This window comes from Nocardia jinanensis (assembly GCF_014645735.1).
Lineage (GTDB): Bacteria > Actinomycetota > Actinomycetes > Mycobacteriales > Mycobacteriaceae > Nocardia > Nocardia jinanensis.
The window spans coordinates 71134-94949 of the sequence record NZ_BMMH01000012.1 but is presented as its reverse complement, the minus strand read 5'-3'; the positions used below and the strand labels follow the sequence as shown (position 1 = coordinate 94949).

The 23816-nt window shown below is 68.8% G+C and carries 24 protein-coding genes; 13 read left to right on the top strand and 11 right to left on the bottom strand.

Annotation, left to right across the window (positions count from 1 at the left end; genetic code table 11):
- Positions 1-19: 19 nt before the first annotated feature.
- Positions 20-601 carry a hemerythrin domain-containing protein gene (locus IEY68_RS24995; protein WP_058854073.1) on the bottom strand — a complete coding sequence of 194 codons (582 nt, stop codon included), beginning with the start codon at positions 599-601 and terminating at the stop codon, positions 20-22.
- Between the two features lie 215 nt (positions 602-816).
- The gene (locus IEY68_RS24990) at positions 817-2079 is read right to left on the bottom strand and encodes an MFS transporter (protein ID WP_058854072.1); all 1263 of its coding nucleotides are present in this window, start codon (positions 2077-2079) and stop codon (positions 817-819) included.
- A 166-nt stretch (positions 2080-2245) separates the two neighbouring features.
- Between IEY68_RS24990 and IEY68_RS24985 the strand changes: the two genes are divergently transcribed.
- The gene (locus IEY68_RS24985; protein WP_058854071.1) at positions 2246-3052 is read left to right on the top strand and encodes an NmrA family NAD(P)-binding protein; all 807 of its coding nucleotides are present in this window, start codon (positions 2246-2248) and stop codon (positions 3050-3052) included.
- Positions 3053-3124: 72 nt separating this feature from the next.
- Here the strand turns inward: IEY68_RS24985 and IEY68_RS24980 are convergent, their stop codons facing one another.
- The 3 genes from IEY68_RS24980 to IEY68_RS24970 all read right to left on the bottom strand — a co-directional run bounded on the left by IEY68_RS24980 (position 3125) and on the right by IEY68_RS24970 (position 5298).
- Positions 3125-3514 (bottom strand): VOC family protein, encoded by a 390-nt coding sequence (locus IEY68_RS24980; protein WP_058854070.1) that lies wholly within the window; start codon positions 3512-3514, stop codon positions 3125-3127.
- A 3-nt stretch (positions 3515-3517) separates the two neighbouring features.
- The gene (locus tag IEY68_RS24975; protein ID WP_058854099.1) at positions 3518-3805 is read right to left on the bottom strand and encodes an ArsR/SmtB family transcription factor; all 288 of its coding nucleotides are present in this window, start codon (positions 3803-3805) and stop codon (positions 3518-3520) included.
- An 86-nt stretch (positions 3806-3891) separates the two neighbouring features.
- Complete coding sequence (locus IEY68_RS24970; protein WP_058854069.1) at positions 3892-5298, bottom strand: flavin monoamine oxidase family protein; 1407 nt, start codon at positions 5296-5298, stop codon at positions 3892-3894.
- A gap of 403 nt (positions 5299-5701) precedes the next feature.
- Here IEY68_RS24970 and IEY68_RS24965 point away from each other — a divergent pair, with 403 nt between their 5' ends.
- The 3 genes from IEY68_RS24965 to IEY68_RS24955 all read left to right on the top strand — a co-directional run bounded on the left by IEY68_RS24965 (position 5702) and on the right by IEY68_RS24955 (position 8184).
- On the top strand, positions 5702-6181 hold the full coding sequence (locus IEY68_RS24965) for a MarR family winged helix-turn-helix transcriptional regulator (RefSeq protein ID WP_058854098.1): 480 nt from the start codon (positions 5702-5704) through the stop codon (positions 6179-6181).
- 73 nt (positions 6182-6254) lie between these two features.
- On the top strand, positions 6255-7691 hold the full coding sequence (locus IEY68_RS24960; RefSeq protein ID WP_058854068.1) for an MFS transporter: 1437 nt from the start codon (positions 6255-6257) through the stop codon (positions 7689-7691).
- Positions 7692-7761: 70 nt separating this feature from the next.
- Positions 7762-8184, top strand: coding sequence for a PPOX class F420-dependent oxidoreductase (locus tag IEY68_RS24955; RefSeq protein WP_058854067.1), 423 nt, complete (start codon positions 7762-7764; stop codon positions 8182-8184).
- A 107-nt stretch (positions 8185-8291) separates the two neighbouring features.
- Here the strand turns inward: IEY68_RS24955 and IEY68_RS24950 are convergent, their stop codons facing one another.
- Positions 8292-8762, bottom strand: coding sequence for an SRPBCC family protein (locus tag IEY68_RS24950; protein ID WP_058854066.1), 471 nt, complete (start codon positions 8760-8762; stop codon positions 8292-8294).
- 203 nt (positions 8763-8965) lie between these two features.
- Between IEY68_RS24950 and IEY68_RS24945 the strand changes: the two genes are divergently transcribed.
- The 5 genes from IEY68_RS24945 to IEY68_RS24925 all read left to right on the top strand — a co-directional run bounded on the left by IEY68_RS24945 (position 8966) and on the right by IEY68_RS24925 (position 14750).
- A complete protein-coding gene (locus IEY68_RS24945) occupies positions 8966-10048 on the top strand; it encodes an NAD(P)H-dependent flavin oxidoreductase (protein WP_267886560.1) in 1083 nt (360 codons plus the stop codon).
- A gap of 137 nt (positions 10049-10185) precedes the next feature.
- Positions 10186-10824 (top strand): maleylpyruvate isomerase family mycothiol-dependent enzyme, encoded by a 639-nt coding sequence (locus IEY68_RS24940; protein WP_058854065.1) that lies wholly within the window; start codon positions 10186-10188, stop codon positions 10822-10824.
- A gap of 90 nt (positions 10825-10914) precedes the next feature.
- Positions 10915-12312, top strand: a complete 1398-nt coding sequence (locus tag IEY68_RS24935; RefSeq protein ID WP_058854064.1) for a sigma 54-interacting transcriptional regulator — start codon at positions 10915-10917, stop codon at positions 12310-12312.
- A gap of 28 nt (positions 12313-12340) precedes the next feature.
- Entirely contained in the window at positions 12341-14293 is a 1953-nt protein-coding gene (locus IEY68_RS24930) for a vWA domain-containing protein (protein WP_062999281.1), read from the top strand.
- Between the two features lie 43 nt (positions 14294-14336).
- A complete protein-coding gene (locus IEY68_RS24925) occupies positions 14337-14750 on the top strand; it encodes a TIGR03668 family PPOX class F420-dependent oxidoreductase (protein ID WP_189094493.1) in 414 nt (137 codons plus the stop codon).
- Between the two features lie 13 nt (positions 14751-14763).
- On the opposite strand, the gene IEY68_RS24920 is transcribed toward IEY68_RS24925, so the two are convergent.
- Complete coding sequence (locus IEY68_RS24920) at positions 14764-15357, bottom strand: TerD family protein (protein ID WP_058854063.1); 594 nt, start codon at positions 15355-15357, stop codon at positions 14764-14766.
- Between the two features lie 52 nt (positions 15358-15409).
- Entirely contained in the window at positions 15410-15931 is a 522-nt protein-coding gene (locus IEY68_RS24915) for a MarR family winged helix-turn-helix transcriptional regulator (protein WP_058854062.1), read from the bottom strand.
- Positions 15932-16014: 83 nt separating this feature from the next.
- Between IEY68_RS24915 and IEY68_RS24910 the strand changes: the two genes are divergently transcribed.
- The 4 genes from IEY68_RS24910 to IEY68_RS24895 all read left to right on the top strand — a co-directional run bounded on the left by IEY68_RS24910 (position 16015) and on the right by IEY68_RS24895 (position 20530).
- Complete coding sequence (locus IEY68_RS24910; RefSeq protein WP_373293012.1) at positions 16015-17445, top strand: MFS transporter; 1431 nt, start codon at positions 16015-16017, stop codon at positions 17443-17445.
- A 342-nt stretch (positions 17446-17787) separates the two neighbouring features.
- Positions 17788-17925 carry a hypothetical protein gene (locus IEY68_RS37170; RefSeq protein ID WP_373293009.1) on the top strand — a complete coding sequence of 46 codons (138 nt, stop codon included), beginning with the start codon at positions 17788-17790 and terminating at the stop codon, positions 17923-17925.
- Positions 17926-17973: 48 nt separating this feature from the next.
- Entirely contained in the window at positions 17974-19155 is a 1182-nt protein-coding gene (locus tag IEY68_RS24900; RefSeq protein ID WP_229718965.1) for a hypothetical protein, read from the top strand.
- A 658-nt stretch (positions 19156-19813) separates the two neighbouring features.
- The gene (locus tag IEY68_RS24895; RefSeq protein ID WP_058854060.1) at positions 19814-20530 is read left to right on the top strand and encodes a DUF1906 domain-containing protein; all 717 of its coding nucleotides are present in this window, start codon (positions 19814-19816) and stop codon (positions 20528-20530) included.
- Positions 20531-20552: 22 nt separating this feature from the next.
- Here the strand turns inward: IEY68_RS24895 and IEY68_RS24890 are convergent, their stop codons facing one another.
- The 3 genes from IEY68_RS24890 to IEY68_RS24880 form a co-directional block, all read right to left on the bottom strand.
- Positions 20553-20981 (bottom strand): hypothetical protein, encoded by a 429-nt coding sequence (locus IEY68_RS24890; RefSeq protein WP_058854094.1) that lies wholly within the window; start codon positions 20979-20981, stop codon positions 20553-20555.
- Positions 20982-21099: 118 nt separating this feature from the next.
- Positions 21100-21996: an N-acetyl-1-D-myo-inositol-2-amino-2-deoxy-alpha-D-glucopyranoside deacetylase gene (gene mshB, locus IEY68_RS24885; RefSeq protein ID WP_058854093.1), complete on the bottom strand. Its 897-nt coding sequence runs from the start codon at positions 21994-21996 to the stop codon at positions 21100-21102.
- Positions 21993-23789, bottom strand: coding sequence for an ABC transporter family substrate-binding protein (locus IEY68_RS24880; RefSeq protein ID WP_058854059.1), 1797 nt, complete (start codon positions 23787-23789; stop codon positions 21993-21995). The genes mshB and IEY68_RS24880 overlap by 4 nt, the downstream gene beginning before the upstream one ends.
- Between the last annotated feature and the right edge of the window lie 27 nt (positions 23790-23816).

Sequence of the window (23816 nt, the reverse complement as noted above, 5' to 3'; positions counted from 1 at the left end):
GAGGCCGGGCGGTCTTCTTTTAGGTGGAGGCTCGATTCTGCTTCAGGGTGCCGACACTCAGCGATCCACTCGCAGCGGTCCGCGATTTTTCCTCGGCTGCGCGGACGTAACCGGCGGGATCCTTGTCGACCGGTCGGACACCGGCGTAGTTGATTGCCTCGTACGCGGCGAAGGTGACGGCCAACTGATGACGGCGTGGCAGCTTCGCCAGGCGGCGGAAGTCGGTGAGGCCCTCGCGTTCTTCCTCGGCCATATGGTCGCTGTTGGCCGTGTTGGCTGCCGCGACGGCCGTGTACCAGTCCTCGGAGCCGACTCGGTGCCGCGCCACTTCCGCGACAGCATCCCTGATCTCGTTGTGGTCGTGGACAGCGTCGAGGGTCTCTTCCTCCACCCCGGCCGCGCGCCGGGCCGCGATACCGACCTGTAGCAGCGCTGGGTAGAAGATCTCCTCCTCCGCTTGCGCGTGCAGTTCGAGGAAGGCGGCCAGTCTGCCCCAGATCGCGGACAGCGCGGCGGTATCCCCGCGGTCGATCTGCTCCAGGATCGCGAACAATCGCCGCTGCTCGTGGTGGTCGTCGAGGATCAGGTCGGTAATGTCCATGCTTCCCTCCCTGGTGCCGCACTTCGGGTCGGTACCGAACGCCGGGGCGGGCCGCGCTCCGGGCCGGTCGGCAGGTCCATCAGGGAGCAGACGATAACGCACCACCCAGCCGCCCGGCCGCCGGCTCACCGGTTATCGGCCGTCCCGTTCGTTTCCGGTCGCCGGGCACGCGCCCGGGACCAGCGTGTGCGGGTAGGCCCGGGGCGCGTCGCGCTTCAGCGGGTAGCCGGGGTAGGTGCCGCCCACACCGCGTGGACTCCGGCCGGCCCGGCTCCCCGATCCGTCGCGATGAGTAGTGCCGCGCAACCGATTCCCGACAGCACCAGGCTCGTTCCGAAAAGTGCCGGGTAGCCGAGCAGTTCGCCCACCGTCCCCGCGGCGAATCCCGCGATACCCTGCACCGTCACCACCGCGCAGGCCAGCAGGGTGTAATCGCTTCCGGCGTGGTCGGGGTCGGAGGCGTCCATCATGAGGGTGAACACAGCCACCGTCGCGGCGCCGCCGAGGATGTGTTCGGCCAGGCTCGCGGTGACGATCAACTCGAATCCGCCGATCCCGAGCGCGCAGAACAGGTAGAGGGCCAGGCTCGCGGTCTGGGTGACACCGCCGATCAGCAGGGCGCGGCGGCGGCCGTGCCGGTAGCACAGCCAGCCGCCCAGTGCCGCGCCCGCGAGCGCCCCGGCGGAGGATAGAACACCCTTGACCAGGGCTATCTGGGTCAGCGTGAGTCCGGTATCGGACATGAACGGGCCGACCATCGCCGATCCCATGGAGTCGCCGAACTTGAAGCCGCCGATGAGGAGGATGAAGGCGAGCATTCCGGGCCGGCGTAACCGCTGCCACCAGCCCAGCAGCAACCGGCCGGGATTCGGTGACGCTTCGGTCGGCGTGCTGCGGATCGGGGTGCGCGGTGACCACCACACCGGGATCGCGGTGGCCAGCAGGAGGATCGACATCGCCAGGAACAGGCTTCGCCACCCGGCGAGCGCGAACAGCCACAGCAGTGCGCCGCCGCCCACGATCATGCCGATCCGGTAGGCGCCGACCTGGATACCGTTGCCGAGCCCCCGTTGCCGAGGTCCGAGTAGCTGGACGGCGAGACCGTCGGTGGCGATATCCTGGGTCGCGGAGACGGCGTTGACGACGGCGATGCCCACCAGCAGCCAGCGCAGCGAGGACGACAGGTCCAGACAGGCGAGCCCGAGTGTCACGGCCGAAGCGGCGAGTTGCAGGCAGAGCAACCACTGCCGCCGGGTGCCGTAGTGGTCGACGTAGGGCGCCCACAGGAATTTCAGCGCCCACGGCGCGAACAGGACACCGGTGGCGCTGATCTCGATCAGCGAGAAACCGGATTCGCGGAGCACGACGGGCAGTGCCTGGGTGAAGAAGCCGTACGGCAGGCCTTGCGCGAAATAGAGAGCGGTCAGCAGAACCAGAGTCCCGGCGGGGATCGTGCCGGGGTGAGCCGTGGTTCTCATGCGGCAATCCTGGCAGACCCGTGCGATCTCCGCCGACGGCTCGGAGGGGGAGGTCGGCGCGGCGCTCGCTCACCGGTAGCCGGATGGCGCTGGCCGGGGGCTCGCATTCCCGATTTGACCTGAACATTTGTTGAGGTCCTAACGTCGCCCGCGGAAGGGAGTCATCGTGACGATTTTGGTAACGGGCGCAACAGGAAACACCGGTAGGCATGTGGTGGCCGAACTGCTCCGCAGGGGCAGCCGGGTGCGGGCGCTGACCCGGGACCCGGGACGGGCCGCGGATCTGCTGCCTGCCGGGACGGAGCTGGCCGGCGGAACCCATACGGAGCCGGGGTCGCTGGATGCCGCGTTCGACGGTGTCACCGGACTCCACATCACCGTGACGGCCGGTGTGGCCGATACCGGTCCCGAACTGGTCCGGCGCGCGGTCGCCGCGGGGGTAGAGCGGATCACTGTCCTCTGGGGCGGGTATGTCGGCCCGGCCGAGCAGGCGGTCGAGGAATCCGGGGTGGCCTGGACGCGGCTCGAACCGCAGGAATTCATGTCCAATGCGCTCACCTGGGCCGAATCCATTCGCGACGAGGGCGTAGTGCGGGAGCCGTTCGATATCCCCAGTGCCGTGGTTCACGAGGGGGACCTGGGCGCCGTGGCCGCGATCGCGCATACGGAGGAGGGGCATTCGGGTCGTGCGTACAACCTGAACGGTCCCGAGGCGCTGACCACCGGAGCGCGGGTGGCGCTGCTCGCCGGGGCGCTCGGTCGTGAGATCGCCTTCGAGCAGATCGGCCGCGAGCGGGCGATCGAAAGGTTCCTGCGCGAAGGGGTCTCGCTGTCCGATGCCGAGTATGTGGTGGGCTGGCATGCCGACCCGCCGCCGGAGGCGCGGATTCCGGACGGCACTGTCGACCGGATCCTGGGCCGGCCCGCCCGGACTTTCGCCGACTGGGTCCGCGAACACAAGGATCGGTTCTGAGCGGCGCCTTCCCCGCCGGATCGCCCGGCACCGGATCGTATTCGGCGATCACCGGTGCCGGGTCGTGCGGGGTCAGGCTTTGTGCTCCGCGATCTGGATGAGGTTGCCGCAGGTGTCGTCGAGGACTGCGGTGGTGACAGGGCCGTGGTCGACCGGCGGTTGGGTGAAGAGCACGCCCAGCCCCCGCAGCCGTTCGTACTCGGCGTGCACATCGTCGACGGCGAAGGAGGTGAACGGGATACCGTCCTCCACCAGCGCGTTCTTGAAGGTTTTGGCAGCCGGGTGCGCGTCGGGTTCCAGAAGTAGCTCGACCCCGTCGGGTGCCTGTGGGGAGACGACGGTCAGCCAGCGGTACTCACCGGCGGGGACGTCGATCTTCTTCACGAAGCCGAGCGTGTCGGTATAGAAGGTCAGGGCCTTGGCCTGGTCGTCGACCCAGACGCTGGTGACGTTTATCCGCATCTGCTACTCCTTCAGCCAGCGGTCGGTGAGATTCCGCAACGGTTCTCGGTTCAGGTAGTGGAACTTGTACCGGCCCTCCCGGCTCGTCCGTACCAGGCCGGCGCCGGAGAGTACGTCGAGATGCTGGGATATGGCCTGCCGGGTGGACGAGAGCTGGTGGCGCATCGTCAACCGGCCGCAGAGTTCGAACAATGTCTGCCCGTCGCGTTCGGCGAGTTCGTCGAGGATCACGCGGCGGGTGGGGTCGGCCAGTGCTCTGAACACCTCGCCCGGGTCGGTACCTTCGCTCACGCCGCCACTATAGGCAAGTGGGGACTTGCCTGTCACGTCCGGGCCGCCCGCGGTGATCGCTCGCCCGATACGTTCGGTCGCCGTGGTCACGGGTTCCCTCGGTGCGCCCCCCTGTCGTTCGCGGGACTTCCGGAAGCGGTCACCATGTCTTGTTCCAGTACTTCGTCGGCCGCGCGCTCACCCGAACGCACCGCGCCGTCCACCCACCCGCACATCACCGCGGAACTCTCGGTGCCGGCCCAATGGATCCGGCCGCACGGCGTCCGCAGGGTGTGGCCGAACTGGGTGAGAACGCCCGTCGGTGCGTGGCTGAGCATTCCGCCACCGGAATAGCGCTCGGCGCTCCAGTCCTGTTCGATGCAGTCGGCCGGGGTGCGGGCCTTGTCGCCGAATCGGTCGGCCAGGGCATCGAGAATCGTTCGCCGCCGTTCGGCGGGGTCGAGCTGTCCGATCCGCCGTGCGATGGGACCTTCCACGATGACGCACAGAACGCCCGGTCGGCCGGTGTCGGTGCAGGCGTCGATGGTGATGGTGGCCGGTGAGCCCGGGGCCGCCGACTGGCCCGACAAACCGTCGTCGCGCCAGAAGGGTTCGTCGTATATGAAGGAGATCTTGATGATGGCGCCGCTGGGCATCCGCTGGTGCAGGAAGGATCGGTCGACCGGCAGTAGCGGTTCGTAACGGATCTGGCTCGCGATGGCCAGGGGCACCGCGACGATCACGCGGCGGGCGCGCACGGTGGTCTTGCCGGAGAAGACGGTGACCCCGTCGGCATCTTGCTGGATGCGCTTCACGGGCCGCGCGAGATGGACCGCATCGCCGAGTTCGGCGGCCATCGGGCGATAGATGGCACCCATACCGCCCACCGGCCGGGAATCCTGGGCGCCGTCCTCGATACCCAGGACGAACCCGGGCCCGCCGCCGGACGCCATCTGGTACAGCGCGAAGAGCAGCGACACTTCCGACGCGGCGGAGGTGTAGGCACCGGCGATGGCGGTTTCGAGCAGTTCGTGCGCGGCTTTGGACACGACGTGAGTGTTCAGCCAGTGTGCCAGGGTGATGCGATCCCAGCGGTCGGCTTGCTCGGCCGTCCACGGTGCGTCGAGCGGAATCGATTTGCACAGGTGACCGAGATCGAGCAGGGCGGCACCGAGGTTCATCGCCACCCACGGGCTCATCGACCACGGAATTGTGCCGGTATAGCGATACTGTTTGCCCTCGACGAGCATCATCGCCTCACCGTCGGTGTACTGCTTGTAGCTCGGCACCCCGTAGTCCTGCATCAGGGCGCGAATCCGCTCCTGGCCGGGTCCGATCCAGGCTCCGCCTCGGTCGATCCAGGACCCGTCGGCGCGGGTTTCGGTGAACGTGCGCCCGCCGAGCCTGTCGCGGGCTTCCAGCAGCGCCACGGTGCGACCCGCCTGTTTCAGGCGCAGGGCCGCGGTCAGTCCGGCAAATCCCCCACCTATTACGCAATAGTCGACGTCTGTCATCAGCGCCGCCTCGGGTCGAAGTTTCGTGCGCGGCCGCCGCGCGGGCGGGCGCACTCGTCGGCGCACCACGAATCCGGCGGCGCGCGTCCAGAGAGAACGGTTAACGCTTCGAGTTGTACGGCAATCCTAGAGGGTCGGCGGTATCCGGAGTCCGCGTGTGTCCGGAACGTGCCGAGCTGCCCGACCGGGGCGGCGTCCGGTGCGCCGGGCGGCCGCGGTGATGCGCGCGGGCCGGTCGGCGGCCGAAGCGGCGCGCGACGTAGACGGAGAACGGAGACGGACCCGCTGACCGTGGACACCACCTGAGCCACTCCACGCGCGCGCTCGCGGTGGGCCCTGCGGCTCGGCCGGAGGCGGGCCGGGTTCGCCATAGAAGATCTGCAACGGAACTATCATGGGATTCATGACTGCCATGGCTCCTGTCCGCGCCGAACCGGATCTGTCGTTCCTGCTCGACCGCACCAGCCACGCCCTGCGCACCCGGATGGCGGCGGCGCTGTCGGAGATCGGGCTGACCGCCCGTATGCACTGCGTACTCGTCCACGCGCTGGAGGGGGAGCGCACCCAGGCCCAACTCGCGGCAATCGGCGATATGGACAAGACCACGATGGTGGTCACTGTCGACGCGCTGGAGAAGGCCGGGCTGGCCGAGCGTCGACCCTCCACTGCCGACCGCCGTGCCCGGATCATCGCCGTCACCGAGGCGGGGAGCGAGGTCGCCGAACGGAGTCAGCGGATCGTCGACGGCGTGCACAGCGCGGCACTCGAATCGCTACCGGCGACCGAGCGGGCGGCCCTGGTACGTGCGCTGCGGAACCTCACCGAGGGGCATCTCGCCGAGACGGTGGAGGCGCCGTCGGCCGCGCGCCGCGCGCGCCAATAGCTCTACAATAGATTGTCTGCAACGAAACTATCTATTACAGTCTCTCCTGTCGGGTTCCGGACAGGAGAACACCATGAGCTTTCCCGCACGTCTCGCCCTGGCCGTTCTGTCGGCCGCCACGCTGATGACCGTCCTCGACGGCAGCATCGTGACCGTGGCACTTCCGGAGATCCAGCGTGACCTGGGGTTCACCGCCGCGGGGTTGAGCTGGACGGTCAACGCCTACCTGATCGCCTTCGGCGGACTGCTGCTGCTGGGCGGGCGCCTCGGTGATCTCGTCGGCCGCAAGACGATCTTCCTCATCGGGAACACGGTGTTCACGGCCGCGTCGCTGATGGCGGGTGCGGCCACCACTCCCGCGAAGCTGATCGCCGCCCGCTTTCTCCAGGGCGTGGGTAGCGCCTTCGCCTCCGCTGTCGCGCTCGGCATCCTGGTGACACTGTTCACCGAGAACCGGCAGCGCAAGGCCGCGATCGGGGTCTTCGGTTTCACCGGTGCCGCCGGTGCCGCGATCGGGCAGGTGCTGGGCGGGGTGTTGACCGACGCTTTCGGCTGGCACTGGATCTTCCTGATCAATGTGCCGATCGGCCTGGCCACGGTGGCTCTGGCGATCGCGGTCCTGCCGGCGGATCACGCGACCGGTACCGCCCGCCGACCCGATCTCCCCGGCGCCGCGCTGGTCACCGCCGGACTGATGCTCGGTATCTACACGGTGGTCGAGATCGAGAACCACGGTTGGACCTCGGGCCATACCCTCGGTTTCGGAGCCGTATCCCTCGCGCTGCTGGCGGTGTTCGTGCTTCGGCAGTCCCGGATCGGTGATCCGCTGCTCCCCCTGCGGATCTTCCGTTCGCGCAATGTCTCCGGGGCCAATCTGGTGCAGATGCTGACCGTTTCGGCGATGTTCGCGTTCCAGGTCCTGCTCGCGCTCTATCTGCAGCGTGTGCTCGGATACGGGGCGCTGGAAACCGGCCTGGCCATGCTGCCCGCGGCCGTCGCGATCGGCGGGGTTTCGCTGTTCGGCTCGGCTCGGCTCATCATCCGATTCGGCGAACGCGCCGTGTTGATCGCGGGGTTGTTGTTGCTGCTGGCCGCCATGGTCCGGCTCGCCTGGTTGCCGGTCGACGCGTCCTACCTGCCGGACCTGCTGCCGGTGACGGCGCTGCTCGCCGGATTCGGGCTGGTACTTCCCGCGCTCACCGCACTGGGTATGTCCGGCGCCGCGGCCGACGATGCCGGACTGGTCTCCGGGTTGTTCAACACCACCCAGCAGATCGGGATGGCGCTCGGCGTCGCCGTCCTGACCACTCTCGCCGCGTCCCGCAGCGGTGCTCTGCTGAACTCCGGGGCGCCCGTTGCCGACGCGCTGACCGGCGGTTACCGGGTGGCCTTCGCCATCGCGGCCGGACTGCTGGTGGCCGCGCTGGGTGTGGCGGCCACAGTGCTGCGACCTGTGGCCGCGGCCGCTCTCCCGGCTCGCGCGCATATCGCGGCCGCTCCGGCCGCCTGACCCCGGCCGGCTCTCACCGGACCACCCCCGCTCGTCCGCGTATCCATCGGAAACCAGCAAAGGAATTGTCATGACGATCGAATTGAACGACGAAGCGCGCCGCCTGCTGGACGGGAAGAACTTCGCCACGGTGGCGACTGTCGAACCGGACGGCCGGCCGCAGACCTCGGTGGTCTGGATGGACCGGGAGGGCGACTCGATCGTGTTCTCCTCGACGACCAACCGCCGCAAGGTCCGGAACCTGGCCCGGGACCCACGGATCGGGCTCACCGTATTCGATTCCGCGAACCCCTATCATTCCGTGGATATCCAGGGCACCGCCGAACTGATCGAGGACCCGGACAAGGCGCTGCCGCTGCGGCTTTCCCGGAAGTACCTCGGTCAGGACCCGCCCGCCGAACCCGCGGATCTCCTGCGGTTCATCGTCCGCGTGACACCCGAGCGGATCACCGGGTTCTCCGCACCGGATCCCGCCGCGAACACCGCCGACTGACGGCCGTGCCGGTCCGGCAGCGCGGTCGCGTGATCTTCACCGCGACCGCGCTGTTGTTCATCGTTTTCGCTTCCGCCGGTGCCCCGGCGCGAATCGACCGGCGGCGCTCAGGTAGCCGCTTCGGCCCGGCCCTTCAACCGCACGAGGCCCTTCTCGAAGTCCGGCCCGATGAACCGGTCCATGGGGAACAGGAAGCCGAACACTTTGAAGAACAGGTTCTTGCGGCCGGTCATCCGCCAGGTCACCTCGGTGGTGTCGCCGGTCGGCACCAGCCGGAATGTCACCTCGTTCTGATTCCGGAACGGTTTGCGGAAGGCCAGGTCGATCCCGACCCGGCCCGGTTCCGACGCGGTGATAGTCATCGTGCCGGCACCCGCCCTGCGATTGCCCTCCCAGTCGTAGCGGGCGCCCACTCCCGATCCCGGACCGGAATAGGTCCGGTTCAGGTCGGGGTCGGCGTCCTCCCACGGCGACCAGTCACGCCAGTGATGGAAGTCGTCGACGAGTGCTCGTATCCGGGGCTCGGGCGCGGCGATGGTGGTCGCGCGTTCGACGATGAACGTACTCGAATCGGACATACCCTCTTCTCCTACGGGGAGGTAGGCGCGAGGTCACGAGATGCGCCACGGTCACCGGAATTATGCATCGATATGAGGTCCGGGTACCGCTGCCACGGTTCACCCGTTTCGGGCGAACCTCGCCGAAGCGGGCCCGGCCCGATCCGTGACGGAGGGAACAGCGGTACCACCCGGTGTTCGCGCCGTACCGGTAGGTGAGGAGGGTGGGTGTCGACCGAGTCGGTGTCGACGTGGAGGTGGACGTGTTCGATTTCGGAGATCTCGCCGTGCCGATCGTGGCGGCGCCGATGGCCGGTGGGCCCTCGACCCCGGAGTTGGTGGCCGGTGTCACGGAGGCGGGCGGGCTGAGCTTTCTGGCAGCCGGGTACAAGACCCCCGAGGCGGTGGCGCTGCAGATACGCGAGGTCCGGGCGCGTACCGATGCGGCATTCGGTGTGAATCTCTTCGTCCCGCAACGTAATTCGTACGACGCCGCAGCAGTGGAGGAGTACCGGGCCAGGTTGGGGGAGACCGCGCGCCGGTACGGGATCGATCTGCCCGCCGTCCGGGAATTCGACGACGATCGGTTCGCCGAGAAGGTGGATCTGCTGGTCGACCAGCGGGTGCCCGTGGTCTCGCTGACCTTCGGCCTGCCCCCGGTGGACACCGTGCGACGGTTACGTGACGCGGGGTCCGCGGTGATCGCGACGGTAACCGGTCCGGACGAGGCGCGTGCCGCGGTGGAGGCGGGAGTCGACGCGCTGTGCCTGCAAGGGCCCGAGGGTGGGGGTCACCGGGGGACGTTCCGGGTCGAGGACGAGCCGGGTACGACACCGCTGATCGAACTGCTCGACGAGATCACCGCCTGGTGCCCGCTGCCGGTGGTCGCCGCGGGCGGGATCTCCGACGGAGCGCGCATCGTCGAGGCACTCGCGCACGGGGCGGTGGCCGTCCAGCTCGGCACCGCATTCCTGCGCAGTACCGAATCCGGCGCGAGAACGGCGCACAAGGACGCGTTGGCCGATCCGCAGTTCACCGACACAGTGGTGACACGCGTGTTCTCCGGCCGGCCCGCCCGCGGGCTGGCCAATGAATTCATCGCCGAATACGGCACGGCGCCGGCCGCGTACCCGCAGATCCATCACCTCACCAGTCCGATCCGGGCGGCCGCGGCCGAGAAGTACATCGCCGGCGATATGGCGCTGTGGGCGGGTACGGGGTTCCGGGAGGCATCGCCGGATCCGGCGGGGACGATTCTGCGGCGGCTCTGGGACGAGGCGCTGGTCTCCGGGGCGGCGCGCGGCTGATCGACCACCAACTCGATGGCGCCGCACTCCGGCGGCGTCCTCGATGTGCGGCGCGGACCGGCGGAATTGTCGGTGCCGGTCCGTAGTGTGCGGTTCGTCACCCCGCGACCCGGGGTTCGAGCCGATCTGGAGGCGCTGTGGAAAACGTGTGGCCGACCGTCCGGTCCGAGCGGACGGCGCTCATCGCGGATCTCGAAGGGCTCACCGGCGACCAGTGGGCGACTCCGTCGTTGTGCCCCGGGTGGACCGTGCACGATGTGCTCGCGCATATCGTGGCCACCGCGAAAACCTCCGTACCCGTCTTCCTCTGGCAGTTCGCCCGTGCCCGCTTCGATTTCGACCGGTTCACCGAGACCGGGGTCGCACGGGAACGCGCCGCGACACCCGCCGAAACTCTGGACCGGTTGCGGGTGGAGCTGGGCCGCACGGTGAGCCCACCCGCTCCCCGGGACAGCAGACTGGTCGAGATGATCGTGCACGGGGAGGACATCCGGCGGCCGCTGGGAATCACCCGTGCATACCCGATGGAGGCCACGGCCGACGCGTTGCGGCTCCAGCTGCGGACCTCGGCGAGCTTCGGCGGCGGGAAGGAACTCGCCGCCGGGCTCACACTGGTGGCCGATGACGCGGAATTCAGCGCAGGCGCCGGGCCGCAGGTGCGTGGCCCGCTGCTGTCGCTACTGCTGGCGTCCTCGGGGCGCGCCGTCGCGGTCGCCGACCTGCACGGGGACGGTCTGGATACGTTGCGGCGACGGCTGGAAGCCGAGCCCTCCTGACACCCTCGCGGCGCTGCCGGTGCGCTCCGAGCGGCGGGTCCGGCGTAGTACCTGTCGACCGATGGGAGAAATAGTCGTAGCGTCGGTGAGGTGACTGTGCCAACAGACCTGCCCGCCACCGCGGGCGCGTTGCGGGCGGCCGGGTACGCGCCGCGGAGTGTGAAGGCCGAGATCCGGGAAAATCTGCTGGCCCGGCTGGCGTCGGGAGACGATCCGTGGCCCGGGATCGTCGGCTTCGATCGGACGGTGCTGCCCCAGTTGGAGCGCGCTTTGCTGGCGGGTCACGATGTGGTGCTGCTGGGTGAGCGGGGTCAGGGTAAGACCCGCCTGTTGCGGACGGTCGTCGAACTGCTCGACGAATGGACCCCGGTGATCGAGGGCGCCGAACTCGGCGAACATCCGCTGGAACCGATCAGTCCGCAGGGGCGGCGGCTGGCCGCCGAACTGGGCGACGATCTACCCGTGGTGTGGCGGCATCGTTCGCAGCGTTACGCCGAGAAGCTCGCGACTCCGGATACCTCGGTGGGCGATCTGATCGGCGATGTGGATCCGGTGAAGGTCGCCGAGGGGCGCAGGCTGGGTGATCCGGAAACCATTCATTTCGGGCTGGTGCCGCGTGCGCACCGGGGGATCGTGGCCGTGAACGAGCTGCCCGACCTGGCCGAGCGGATCCAGGTGGCGCTGCTGAATGTGATGGAGGAGCGCGATATCCAGGTGCGCGGCTACACGCTGCGGCTACCGCTGGATGTGCTGCTGGTGGCGACCGCCAACCCCGAGGACTACACCAACCGCGGCCGGATCATCACGCCGCTGAAGGACCGGTTCGGCGCCGAGATCCGCACCCACTACCCGCTGACCGTCGAGGCGGAGATGGCGCTGGTGCGGCAGGAGGCCGAACTGGTCGCCGAGGTGGGCGACCCGCTGATCGAGGTGCTGGCCCGGTTCGTGCGGCGACTACGCGAGTCTCCCGCCATCGACCAGCGCTCCGGTGTGTCGGCCCGCTTCGCGGTGGCGGCGGCCGAGACTGTGGCCGCGGCCGCGCTGCGGCGGGCCGCGCTGACCGGAGAGGACCCCGCGGTGGCCCGGCCGGTGGATCTGGAATCGGTGCCGGCGGTACTGCGCGGGAAACTGGAATTCGAATCCGGTGAGGAAGGCCGCGAGCAGGAGCATCTCACCCATATGCTGCGGCGGGCTTTCGCGGATACCGCCCGCGACCGGCTGGGCGGACTGGATCTGCGGCCGCTGGCCGACGCGGTGGACGAGGGCCATCTGGTGACCACGGGCGAGCGGGTCCCCGGCACGCAGGTGCTGTCGGCGCTGCCGGAGCTGCCGGTGCTGCACGAGGTGGCGCTGCGGCTGGGCGTAGCGGTGGGTGATCCGCCGCAGCGCATCGCGGCGGCGGTCGAATTCGCCCTGGAGTCCCTGTATCTGGCGCGGCAGGTGGCCAAGGATTCCGACGACGAGGGTAGCGCGGTGTACGGCGCGTGACCGCGTCGACCGGTTTCGAAGAGGTGTGATGACAGCGGCCGACCGATATTCCTACGGGCCCTATCACGAAGGGCCCGATCCGCTGGCGCCCCCGCTCGATCTGCGGGAGGCACTCTCGGAGATAGGGCGTGAGGTGATGGAAGGTTCCTCGCCGCGTTCGGCGCTCGAGGAACTGTTGCGGCGTGGCACGTCCGGGATGCCCGGACTGGAAGAACTGACGCGTCGCCTGTGGGAGCGGCGGGCCGAGATCTCGCGGTCGCACCGCTTGGACGGCACCCTGCAGCAGGTACGAGAACTGCTGGACCGGGCGCTGGAGGCCGAGCGCCGTGCACTGTTCCCGGATCCGTCCGACGATGCGCGGTTCGCCGAAATGCAGTTGGACGCTCTGCCGTCGAGCACGGCGGGTGCGGTGAACGAGCTCGGCGAGTACCCCTGGCGCTCGGAAACGGGCCGGGAGAACTATCAGAAGATCCGCGATCTACTCGGCGAAGAACTGCTGGAATCCCGCTTCCAGGGGATGAAACAGGCTTTGCAGAGCGCTACTCCGCACGATGTGGAGCGGGTCCGGCGAATGATGTCGGACCTCAACGATCTGCTGGCCGCGCACGCCCGCGGTGCGGATACCGAGGAGCAGTTCGCCGAGTTCATGGACGAACACGGGGAGTTCTTCCCGGAGAATCCGCGCGATACCGAGGAATTGATCGATACGCTGGCCGCGCGTGCGGCGGCGGCGCAGCGGATGATGAATTCGATGTCGGCACAGCAGCAGGCGGAATTGAACGAGCTCGTCGGCCAGGCGTTCGGGGATCCGCGGATCGCGCAGCAGATCGCCGAGCTCGATGCGAACCTGCGCGCACTGCGCCCCGGACAGGACTGGGAGTCGGCGCGGCGTTTCCGCGGCCAGGATCCGCTGGGTATGGGCGAGGCCGTGGAAGCCATGCAGGACCTGGGCGAACTCGACGAACTCGCCGCTCAGCTCGCCCAGTCCTATCCCGGTGCGCGGCTGGAGGATATCGATCTGGAGATGCTGGAGCGGCAGCTGGGTGTCGATGCCCGGATGGATGCGGCCCGGCTGGCCGAACTGGAACGGGAACTGCGACGGCAGGGACTGTTCGAGCGGGCCCCGGACGGCTCGCTGCGATTGACCCCCAAGGCGCTGCGGCGGCTGGGGGAGGTCGCGCTCCGCGATATCGTCGGAAAACTCCGCAGCCGAAAGGGACAGCGTGAGACAGCGCTGGCCGGGGCCGCGGGGGAGCCGACCGGCGCGAGCCGGCCGTGGCAGTTCGGCGATACCGAGCCGTGGGATGTCTCGCGCACAGTGCGTAACGCGGTTCTGCGCTCGGCGTCCACCGGGAGCCCTTCGGTGACCCTGGATGTCGCGGATGTGGAGATCGCCGAAACCGAACAGCGGTCCCGGGCGGCGGTCGCCCTCTGCGTCGACACCTCGTGGTCGATGGTGCAGGACGGGCGCTGGGTGCCGATGAAGCGGACGGCGCTGGCCCTGCAACATCTGATCAGCACCCGGTTCCGATCCGACGCCCTGGAACTGATCACCTTCGGCAGGCACGCCGCGACGGTGGATATCGCGGAACTGACCGGGTTGGAACCGGTCTGGGAGCAGGGCACCAACCTGCACCACGCGCTGCTGCTGGCCGACCGGCATCTGCGCCGGCACCCGGACGCGGTCCCGGTGGTGCTGGTGGTCACCGACGGTGAGCCGACCGCGCACCTGGAGTCCGACGGTACGGCCTATTTCAACTGGCCGCCGGACCGCCGGACGCTGGCGGTGACCGTGGCCCAGGTGGATTCGCTGGCCCGCTCGGGAGCCTCGGTCTCGGTGTTCATGCTGGGTGAGGAACCACGCCTGGCGGCGTTCGTGGATCTGGTGGCCCGGCGCAGCGGCGGACGGGTGGTGGCACCCGACCTGGACGGTCTCGGTGCCGCGGTGGTCAGCGATTATCTGCGGGGCCGGCGGCGTTGACACGGTGCCGCGGATGCCTGGGGTCGGTGAGCGAGGAGGTCTGATGCGGTTGGATCGGGCTCGGGCGCGCGCACGATTCGCCGCGGCCAGGGTGGCCCGGCTCGCCACCGTCACCGCCGAGGGGACCCCGCATATCGTGCCGATAGTGTTCGTGCTCGCCGGCGATACCGTCTACACCGCGGTCGACGCCAAACCGAAAACGACCACCGCCTTGCGTCGGCTCGCCAATATCGAAGCCGACCCACATATCACCGTGCTGGCCGATTTCTACGACGAGGACTGGTCCCGACTGTGGTGGGTGCGCGCCGACGGGACCGCACGCATCGTGACGGGAGACGAGGCCGACGCAGGTCTGGCACAGCTGACCGCGCGCTATCCCGTCTATGTATCGGAACCGCCGCCCGGACCGGTTCTCGCGCTCGATATCACGCGCTGGTCGGGCTGGGCGGCGGGCTGATCACCTCCGCGGCTCAGGCACCGCCGCCGCCCATGGCGAACCGCAGCAGCGCCTGCTTATCGCCCTGCTTGATCTTGCCTTTGCGGTTGAGTACCTCGAGCTGCCAGATATCACCGTTGCGGAATGTGCGGGCCACGGCGTTGGCATTGTCGCTGCCCAGCAGCGACGGCCAGATATCGGCCACCTGCTGGCTGCTGCCGCCGGTGGCGTCGTAGACCTTGAAGGAGATGTTGTTCGCCTTCTCGAACGAGCTGCCCTTCTTGAAGGCTGCCGCGACGAAGACGATGGCGTCGATACCGCCGGGAATCTCGGAGAAGGTGACGTGGACGGTTTCGTCGTCACCGGCCGCCGCGCCGGTCTGCTCGTCGCCGGAGTGCTGGACCGAGCCGTTGCCCAGCGGGTCCAGCGAATCCAGTCCGGCGAAACGGACCGGTTCGCTGCCCTGCATGAGAATGGCGATCAGGTCCAGGTCGACGCCTTTCTTGCGGCGCGCCCAGCCGAGCGCACCACCGCTGGCGCCCGCGGAGGGGTCCCAGCTGACACCGACACTCAGCTTGGCGATCCCTGCGAGATCCGCTGCGCCGTCTTCCTTTTTGAGCGTGATCATGGCTCAACGGTACCGGTTGCCGGAGAACACCGGGTGACCACCGGGTTCGCAGTCAGAGGAGCGGGTAACCGGTGCTCGGATGGGGCCGCGGCCAGGGGTGGCGGGCCAGGCCCTCGACCCCTTCGTTGAACCGCCCCAGCAGCCGGACCAGCTGTTCGACTTCGTCGTCGGGCCAGCCGGTGAGCACCGAGCCGACGCCGCGGCGCTGCAGGGTGAGATCGGCTTCGAACAGCCGCAGCCCTTTTTCGCTGGGGCGGACCTTGCGGGCGACTCCGCCGTCGGGATCGGGTACCCGTTCCACCAGGTCCTGGTCGAGCATGGCGGCGACCTGACGGTTCACGGTGGATACGTCCAGTCCGAACGCTTCGGCCAGCTCGCGCAGGGTCAGCGGATCGCCCAGACGCAGCCGGGTCAGGATCAGGTACGCGGATCTGTCCAGCTGGAACGGCGAATTCCGGCGGGCGGCCGGGTACTGCCGGGACAGCAGGTTCAGTTCCAGGACGAGCCGCGCCAGGACGGCGGGGTCCCGGCGGTCCACCGCGGTGGTGGCGGGCAGTGCAGCCGAATCGGACATTTGGACACTATGTCGCCTGTTTCGCCCGAATACAAAATTGTGCACGATACACAGGTTATGTAACGTGCATATTCGTGACTGCTGTGGCCGACGACCCTTCCAGATCGGACGAACGGGATCGTCCCCACGTCGTACCGACCGTGCTGGTGGCCACTCTGAGCACCATCGGCATCGTCGTCTCGCTCATGCAGACTCTGGTCGTACCGCTCATCCCGAGCCTGCCAACCCTGCTGAACACCACTACGACCAATGCCTCCTGGGTCATCACGGTGACCCTGCTGGCCTCCGCGGTGTGTACACCGATCAGCGGCCGCCTCGGCGATATGTTCGGCAAACGCCGCATCCTGCTGTTGGATCTGGCGGCCATGATCGTCGGTTCGGTGCTGTGCGCGATGTCCTCGTCGCTGCTGCCCTCGGTGGCCGGGCGCGCCCTACAGGGAGTGGCGATCGGCGCCATACCGCTCGGTATCAGCATCATGCGGGACGAACTTCCGCCGGAGCGCGTCGGTTCGGCGATGGCCGTGATGAGCTCCACACTCGGCGTGGGCGGCGCGATCGGACTGCCGATCGCCGCGCTGATCGTCGAACACGCCGACTGGCATGTCCTGTTCTGGGCCGCTGCGGCGTTGGGCGGCGCGGGTGCGCTGCTGATCCTCCGGTTCGTGCCGGAATCATCGGTCCGCACCCCGGCTCCCTTCGATTTCGGCGGCGCCGCGGGCTTGGCCACCGCCTTGTTGGCGCTGCTCCTGGCGATCACACAGGGCGCGCAATGGGGTTGGACCAGCCCGTCGATCATGACCCTGTTCGCGGTCTCGATCCTGGTGTTCCTCGGCTGGGGCCGATACGAACTCGGGCGGCGGCATCCACTGGTGGATCTGCGGATATCGGCGCGACCCCGGGTGCTGTTCACCAATATCGCCTCGATCGCCGTGGGTTTCGCGCTCTACGGCATGTCACTGAGCTTCCCGCAGCTGCTGATGGCTCCCACCGAAACCGGCTACGGCCTCGGACTGTCGATGGTGGCGGCCGGACTCGCGCTGGCCCCCAGCGGATGCGTGATGATGCTGCTCTCACCGGTCTCCGCGCGGATCTCGGCGCGCTTCGGACCGAAACTGACCCTCGGAGTGGGTTCGGCGGTGATCGGCCTCGGATACCTGTTCGCCGCGGCGCTCATGGACAGCGTCTGGCAGATCATGATCGCGTCGGTGCTGGTGGCGGGCGGCGTGGGCCTCGCCTACGCGGCGATGCCCGCGCTGATCATGGGGGCGGTGCCGATTACCGAAACCGCCGCGGCCAACGGCCTGAACGCGCTCATGCGTTCGGTCGGCACCTCCACCTCGGCGGCGGTGATGAGCGCGGTCCTGGCCAATATGACCATCACCTTGGGCACCCATCAGTTGCCGTCCCGAGACGCGTTCCAGACCGCGTTCCTGATCTCGGTCACCGCGGCCGGTGTCGCCATAGCGCTCACCACCCTGATTCCCATGCGAACGGACGCCGTCGAGAGCCGGTGATCGCCTCACCGCCTTCCCCGTCATCGACCGGACCGCGCTGGCGCCGGAACAGGCCCGCGTCGTCGACGGCGCCGCGGCCGAATTCGCCGACCCCCGAACCGGAAGCGGGTATTCGGAGGGAAACGACGAACCGTGGTGCGCGAACTTCGTGAGCTGGGTAATGCGCGCGGCCGGGATTCCGCTGGCCAACCCGAATTCCGGGTCGTGGCGGATCCCCGGGGTCTCCACCTTGCAGGAGTACTACGAGAGTTCGGGCCGCTTCGCCGGCGTCGGGTCGGGATACCGGCCGGCGACCGGCGATGTGATCCCCCGGCGAGCAGATTCGGCCAGCACACCAATATCGTGCTCACCGCGGACAACGGCACCCTCACCACGATCGGCGGTAACGAGGGCGACACGGTCGGTATCGAACGCTGGAACCCCACCGCGGTACCCGATATCCACATCGTCGGTTACGGGCGGCTCGAACCCGGGTGGTGACGGGCTTGCCGGGTCGATACCTTCTACGCGTAGCGTGACCCTCATCCGGTGGAGGTAGAGGTAGGGGTGTCGGAACGACTCATGGAACCGATCGAAGTAGGCGACCCGGGATGGATCGACTACGCCGAGTTCGGCAAGCGGTTCGTCACCCACGCGGTGACCGAACGGCGGATCGAGGCGGCGGTCGCCGGGATCACCGGCCGCGGGCTGACCATCGGACCGGTCAACCTGGCGCCCGCCGGGCTGGCCGGATTCCTCGCCGAAGGCCGGATCGACCGGCCGGTGGTAGTGCGACGCGGCTCCGAAATCGCCTTCGACGTGCGGATACCGGTATCGCTTCGGGTCAAGATCCTGCTCGGTGGTAAACCACTGCGGTCGGAAACAGTGGTGTCGATCGGCCTCACCTTCCACGCCCGCACCGCCGACCCGCTGCTGATCGTGATCGATATCCCGAGCGTGCAGCCGACGGATGTCAGTGTGCTGCTGCGGCTGTCCGCCGCCGACTCGGTGGCCGAATGGCTGCTCGACCCGATCGCCGGGTTGTTGCAGCGCGAAGTCGCGTACCGCGTGAACGCAATGCTGCGCGACCCGGGGGTGATGCGCAGCCGTATCTACGATGTCGAGGCCATCGTCGCCCGTGCACGCTCCCCACACCGCACCCGCACCGAATTCGACTGGATCGACTACGCGGAATTCGGGCGGCGGTTCTTCCCCCGCATCGTCACCCGCGACCGCCTCGAACAATTCGTCACCCACCTCGCCGACCGGCAGATCGAGATCGGCCCCCTGCGCACCGGACCCCGGGCGGCGGCCGAGGTCACGGTACGCGGTGAGGTCGGACGGCCCGTACTCACCGACCGGGTACCGGAGGCGGCGCCGGCCGACGACGATATCGCGCTGGTCCGGTTCGACCTGCTCGTCCCGGTCTCACTCGACATCACGGTCAGCGTGCTCAAGGACAACCACTACCGCGCGGATGTCGAGATACCGCTGCAACTCACCGCGCATGCCGCCGATCCGCTGCTCATCGTGGTGGAGGTCGACCCGCCGGTACGGGAGAACATCCGCCTCGAATACGCGGCGCAGGGTATGCGCGCGGCGGTGCTCGGCGTACTGGCGGGAATCAAGAAACAGATCGTCGCGCGGGTGGTCCGGGTGGTCCGGGCCGAACTGGCCGACCCGGCGATGCGGACTTTGGACGTGGGCGACCGCATAGACCGGCTGCTGTGATTTCGGCGGCGCCTTCGGCGCCGCGGGGCGGGGCCCTATCAACCCCGGTTCTTCACTCCTTCGCTCAGTCGCTGCGCTCCTTCGCTTCGTCGCTCCAGAACCGGGGCGGGCCCCGCCTGCCGAGGTGGACCATCCGGGGTACGGGAGGGGTGTGCAGGAGTTGCATGCGGGAGAGGGTTGCAGGAGTAGGCCTCGGTCGGCCGGAGTGAGTGGACGGTGCTGTGTAGTGCTCGAAGTCGGCGTAGTGCTCGAAGTCGGCGATCTATGAACGGCCGAGCGCACGTCGCACGCACTCGGTTGCCGCGCGGCCGCGCCTCGTCGCTCCGGAACAGGTCGGGTGGCGGCCACTGAGGTCGATCAGCGACGGATAGGCCACCGGAGGGTTCTCGGCGACGCGGGCTTCGGGTCGGGTGAGCGCGTTGGATTGCGGCAGGTGCGTCGATGCGCCCGTTGGGGGCGGCGTATCGGGTCCTCGACCTGCGCCGTGGGAGGTGGTGCCGAAAGTGCTGTGGCGTGTGGGGCCGTTGGTTCTGGCGGTCGGGGTGTGCATATGGTGGAATAACCGCACGTTCGAGGCTCCCGGCGCACGTAGTGCTCATGGGGAAGGTGCGCCGGGCACGCTGTTTCTGTTCACCCGGGGTGTGCGAAGGAGTCCGCGATGGTTTCTGCACTGTCTCGTCGTGCTCTGCTCGGCTACACGGCTGCCGCCGTGGCCGCGGGCGCTGTGGGGTCGGCCCTCGGAGCGCCCCGCGCCGGCGCCGCCGCGCTGGGAACTCTGCTCGACTACGCCGGGGGTGTGCCGTCCGCGGCAGCCATCACCGCGGCCGGTCATACCGGTGTCATCCGCTATGTATCCGACCGCAGGCCGGGGGCGGAATGGATGGCCGGGAAACCACTATTGGCCGGAGAAGTCGCGGATCTGCGGGCCGCCGGGCTGACGATCGTGTCCTGCTACCAGTTCGGCAAAGGCTCCACGGCCGACTGGCGGGGCGGATACGACGCCGGTCGCCGGCACGCCGAGCGGGGTCTGACCCTGCACCGGGCCGCCGGCGGGCCGGACAACCGGCCGATCTACGCCTCGATCGACGACAACCCGAACGCGGTGGAATTCGCGACCATGATCCTGCCGTACCTGCTCGGCTGGCAGGCGGTGATCGGCCGGGAGAACACCGGTGTCTACGCCAACGCCCCGACCATCGATCTGGCCCGCACGGCCGGTGTGGGCGCGTGGTTCTGGCAGCACGACTGGGGGACGGCGCCGGGTTATATCCACCCGGCCGCGCATCTGCACCAGTTCGAGATCGACAATCGCACGGTCGACGGGGTGGGAGTGGATGTGAACAACATCCTCGTCCCGGAATACGGAGCCTGGTGACCACCGCCGCCCGGCGACCGGGTCACCGCAGCGGGCGTTTCGCCCGGTTGGCGGCTACGTACATGTAGACCAGCGGTGCCACCGCTCCGCACAGGAACAACAGCAGGGTCGGCAGATCGCTGCGTAGCGGGACGTCCCCGCCGGGCCCGCGGCTCGCCGCGATCAGGAAGGCGGCCAGCCAGGCCGCGATCGGCAGGAACAACACGGTCGACCGGGTAGTCACCGTGGCGGCCGCCCATACCAGCGCCACATTCACCGGCGCGGCGATCAGCGCGGCCAGCGGTACCGCGACACTGCCGATATAGAGGGGCAGGTAGAGCACCTCCAGCGCCAGCGTGATCACCGCGTCCACGATCAGGACCACGATCAGCACCGGAGCGAGTATCCCGCTCGCCAGTGCGGCCCATCGCGAACGGGTATCCGCACCCGCCTGCTCGACGGCCGCGGTCATCGGCGCGACCGAGTCGCGGAATACCACCGCGTGGTCGCTGCGGCGCCGGGATCGATCCCGCTGTCCGAATCCGAGTGCTGCATGACGCCGAGTCTATTCGGGCGCGGGCGCCGTCCGGCTACACCAACCCGGCGAAGAGGTCGTCTTCCCGGCCGTCCGGACCGCCGGCCCAGGCGCGACCGCGGACCAGAATATAGTGCTCCTCCGGTAGGACCGGCTGGGCGATCATATTGGTCAGCGCGAATTCCCGGCCGGACGGCGCGACAGTGAGCTGGGTGGCGTGGGCCCGCAGGGCCGCACGCTTCTCGGGCAGCGCGTCGGCGACATCGATCGTCGTGGTCACCGAATTACCGGGTACACAGGCCAACTCGTTCTCCGCGGGCAGCCGCCAGCCGGGCGGCAGCGCACCGGGCAGGCCGTCGACCGTGCGCCGGGCCAGCGCGCGCAGATGGTCGCTCAGGATATCCGCGTCGGTCACGGTCCAATAGAACTTGGGCGTGTCCCAGCCTGTCTCGGCCGCGGCTTCGACGGCCTCGGTGGTCACCCGGTTGGCGTGGATATGGTCCGGGTGGCCGTATCCGCCGTGCGGGTCGTAGGTCACCACCACCCGCGGCCGCAGTTCGAGGATCACGCCGGTGAGGGCCCGCACCGCTTCGGCACCGGAAGCGACGAATGCCCGCGGATGTTCAGCGGCGGGGGTCCCGGCCATACCCGAGTCGCGCCAGCGGCCGGCCCCGCCCAGGAAATACGGCGGACCGGCATCGAGTTCGGCCAGGGCGCTGGTGAGTTCGCCGATCCGGAACCCGCCCAGCTGATCGGCCCGATCGGCGGTCAGCCCGGCCCACTGTTCGCCGAGCACCTCGCCTTCTTCACCGAGGGTGCAGGTCACCACGGTCACGGGCACACCGAGACGCCGATAGCGGGCGATGGTGCCGCCGGTGGTGATCGTCTCGTCGTCGGGATGAGCGTGGACCAGCAACAGTCCACCCGTACCCCGGTCGCGGGATACGGTCACGGGACTCGCCGCCACATCGCCGCGTCGCCGAAGATCCCGGCCTGGATCGCGCCGCTCAGCGAAGCCCCGTCCACCGACGGACCGGCGGCGGCCACCACATTGTCCTGCACGATCGGTAGCACCGTGGACTCTCCCCACAGCCGGGGTTCGGCCTCGCCCAAGGTCCGCGGTACCTCCACTCCGTGCAGGGCGCCGTCGATCGAGGGCTGGAATTGCTGATCGCAGAGACCCGACAGATTGCTCGGTGCCCGGCGGGCCGCTTCCACGGCAGCCGGAACCTCGGTCGTCTCACCATCGGTCGTGGGCGTGGTGGGTGCCGCGGGCGGGCACCCGTAGCGGGAGGCCAGCGCCGTGGCGGGATCACCACCGGTCGCCTCCCAGCCGACGACGGCGTCGACTTCGTTGTCCACCAGGCCTTTGCCGTACAGCTCGTCGGCCGCGAGATTGCGCACCGACGCGTCGATCCCGGCGCTGCGCAACTGGTCGGCGGCGGTATTGGCCACCGCGAGCGCGGTATCGTCGCCGGTCACCGCGCCGATCCGCAATACCAGCGGTTCCCCGTTACGGGCCAGCGAGCGGGGGCGCGGGGCCGGTGAGGTCGCCGAGACCGGCGGCGGTTCCGGGGCGCGGCCGAAGCCGGCCTCGCCCAGCAGGCCGAACGCCTGGTCGGCGGTGAGGCGGGGGGGTTCGGTCGGGGCATAGCCGGGATCGGAGGGGGAGAGCACCTGCGCGCGTACCGGATCCACCCAGTTACCGGTCTGCGCGCCGACCGTGGCCAGCAGCGCGGGGTCCAGCAGCGCCAGGATGGCGGTCCGGACCCGGTGGTCGGCGAGGACTCCTTCGCGTCCGTTGAGGGTGAGGCGTAGTTGCCGGGACTGCGGCATGATCGCGGTGCGGACCGAGGGAATCGCGGCCAGCTGGGCCTGAGTGGCCACCCCACCGTGCACGAGCGCCATCTGGGTATCGCCGGTGCGCAGCGAATCCGCCAGCTGGGCGGGGGTCCCGCCGCGACGCAGCAGGATCTGGTCGGGACGGGCCGGCGTGCCCCAGAACCGGTCGTTGCGTTCCAGCAGGATCTCGTCGCGGCCCGGGTCGGCGGATTCGATGGTGAAGTTCCCACCCGATACCGGGATCTGCTCGACCAGCGTGCGCTGGAAACCGCCCGGGGAATCCTTCATCAGATGCGAGGGCAGCAGATTCGCGAACAGTTGCGGCCACGCCGGATACGGCCGGTCGAACACCACGGAGACCGTTTTCCCGCCACCCGAGGACCGGACCTCGGAGATGAGCCGATAACCGGCCGGATCGATAACGCCCGGCTGGGTGATCATCTGCTGCCACAGGTAGTGGAAATCCTCGGCCGCGATGGGCGCGCCGTCGGACCAGTTGGCCTGATCCTTCAGCTTGTAGGTGACGGTCAACGGCGCCTGGGCGGTCACCGACGCCGAATCGATCAGCGCGCTATCCGGTACCCAGAGCGTGCCGCCCGGGAGCGCCGGGTCCGGGGTCGGCCGGAACGGGCTCGGCAGCACCATGGCCGCTACCGCGGCGGTCGCCGGAGACTGATCGGACCGCAGATGCGGGTTGAACCCGATACCGATGTCGTCGATAGCGACCACGACCGTGTTCTTGGTGGGCTGGGCCGGTTCGGTCTTCGGGCTGTCCGTACTGGCGATGGGCGGCGGCGGGTCGGCGGTGCATCCGGCCAGGACCGGAACGAGTACCGCCAAGAGCACAAGCAGCCCGCGCCGCGCCGCGCGCCTCCCCGAAATCACGTTCGGCACTCTACCCATACCCGCGCCGCCCCGTCCGGCGGCGAA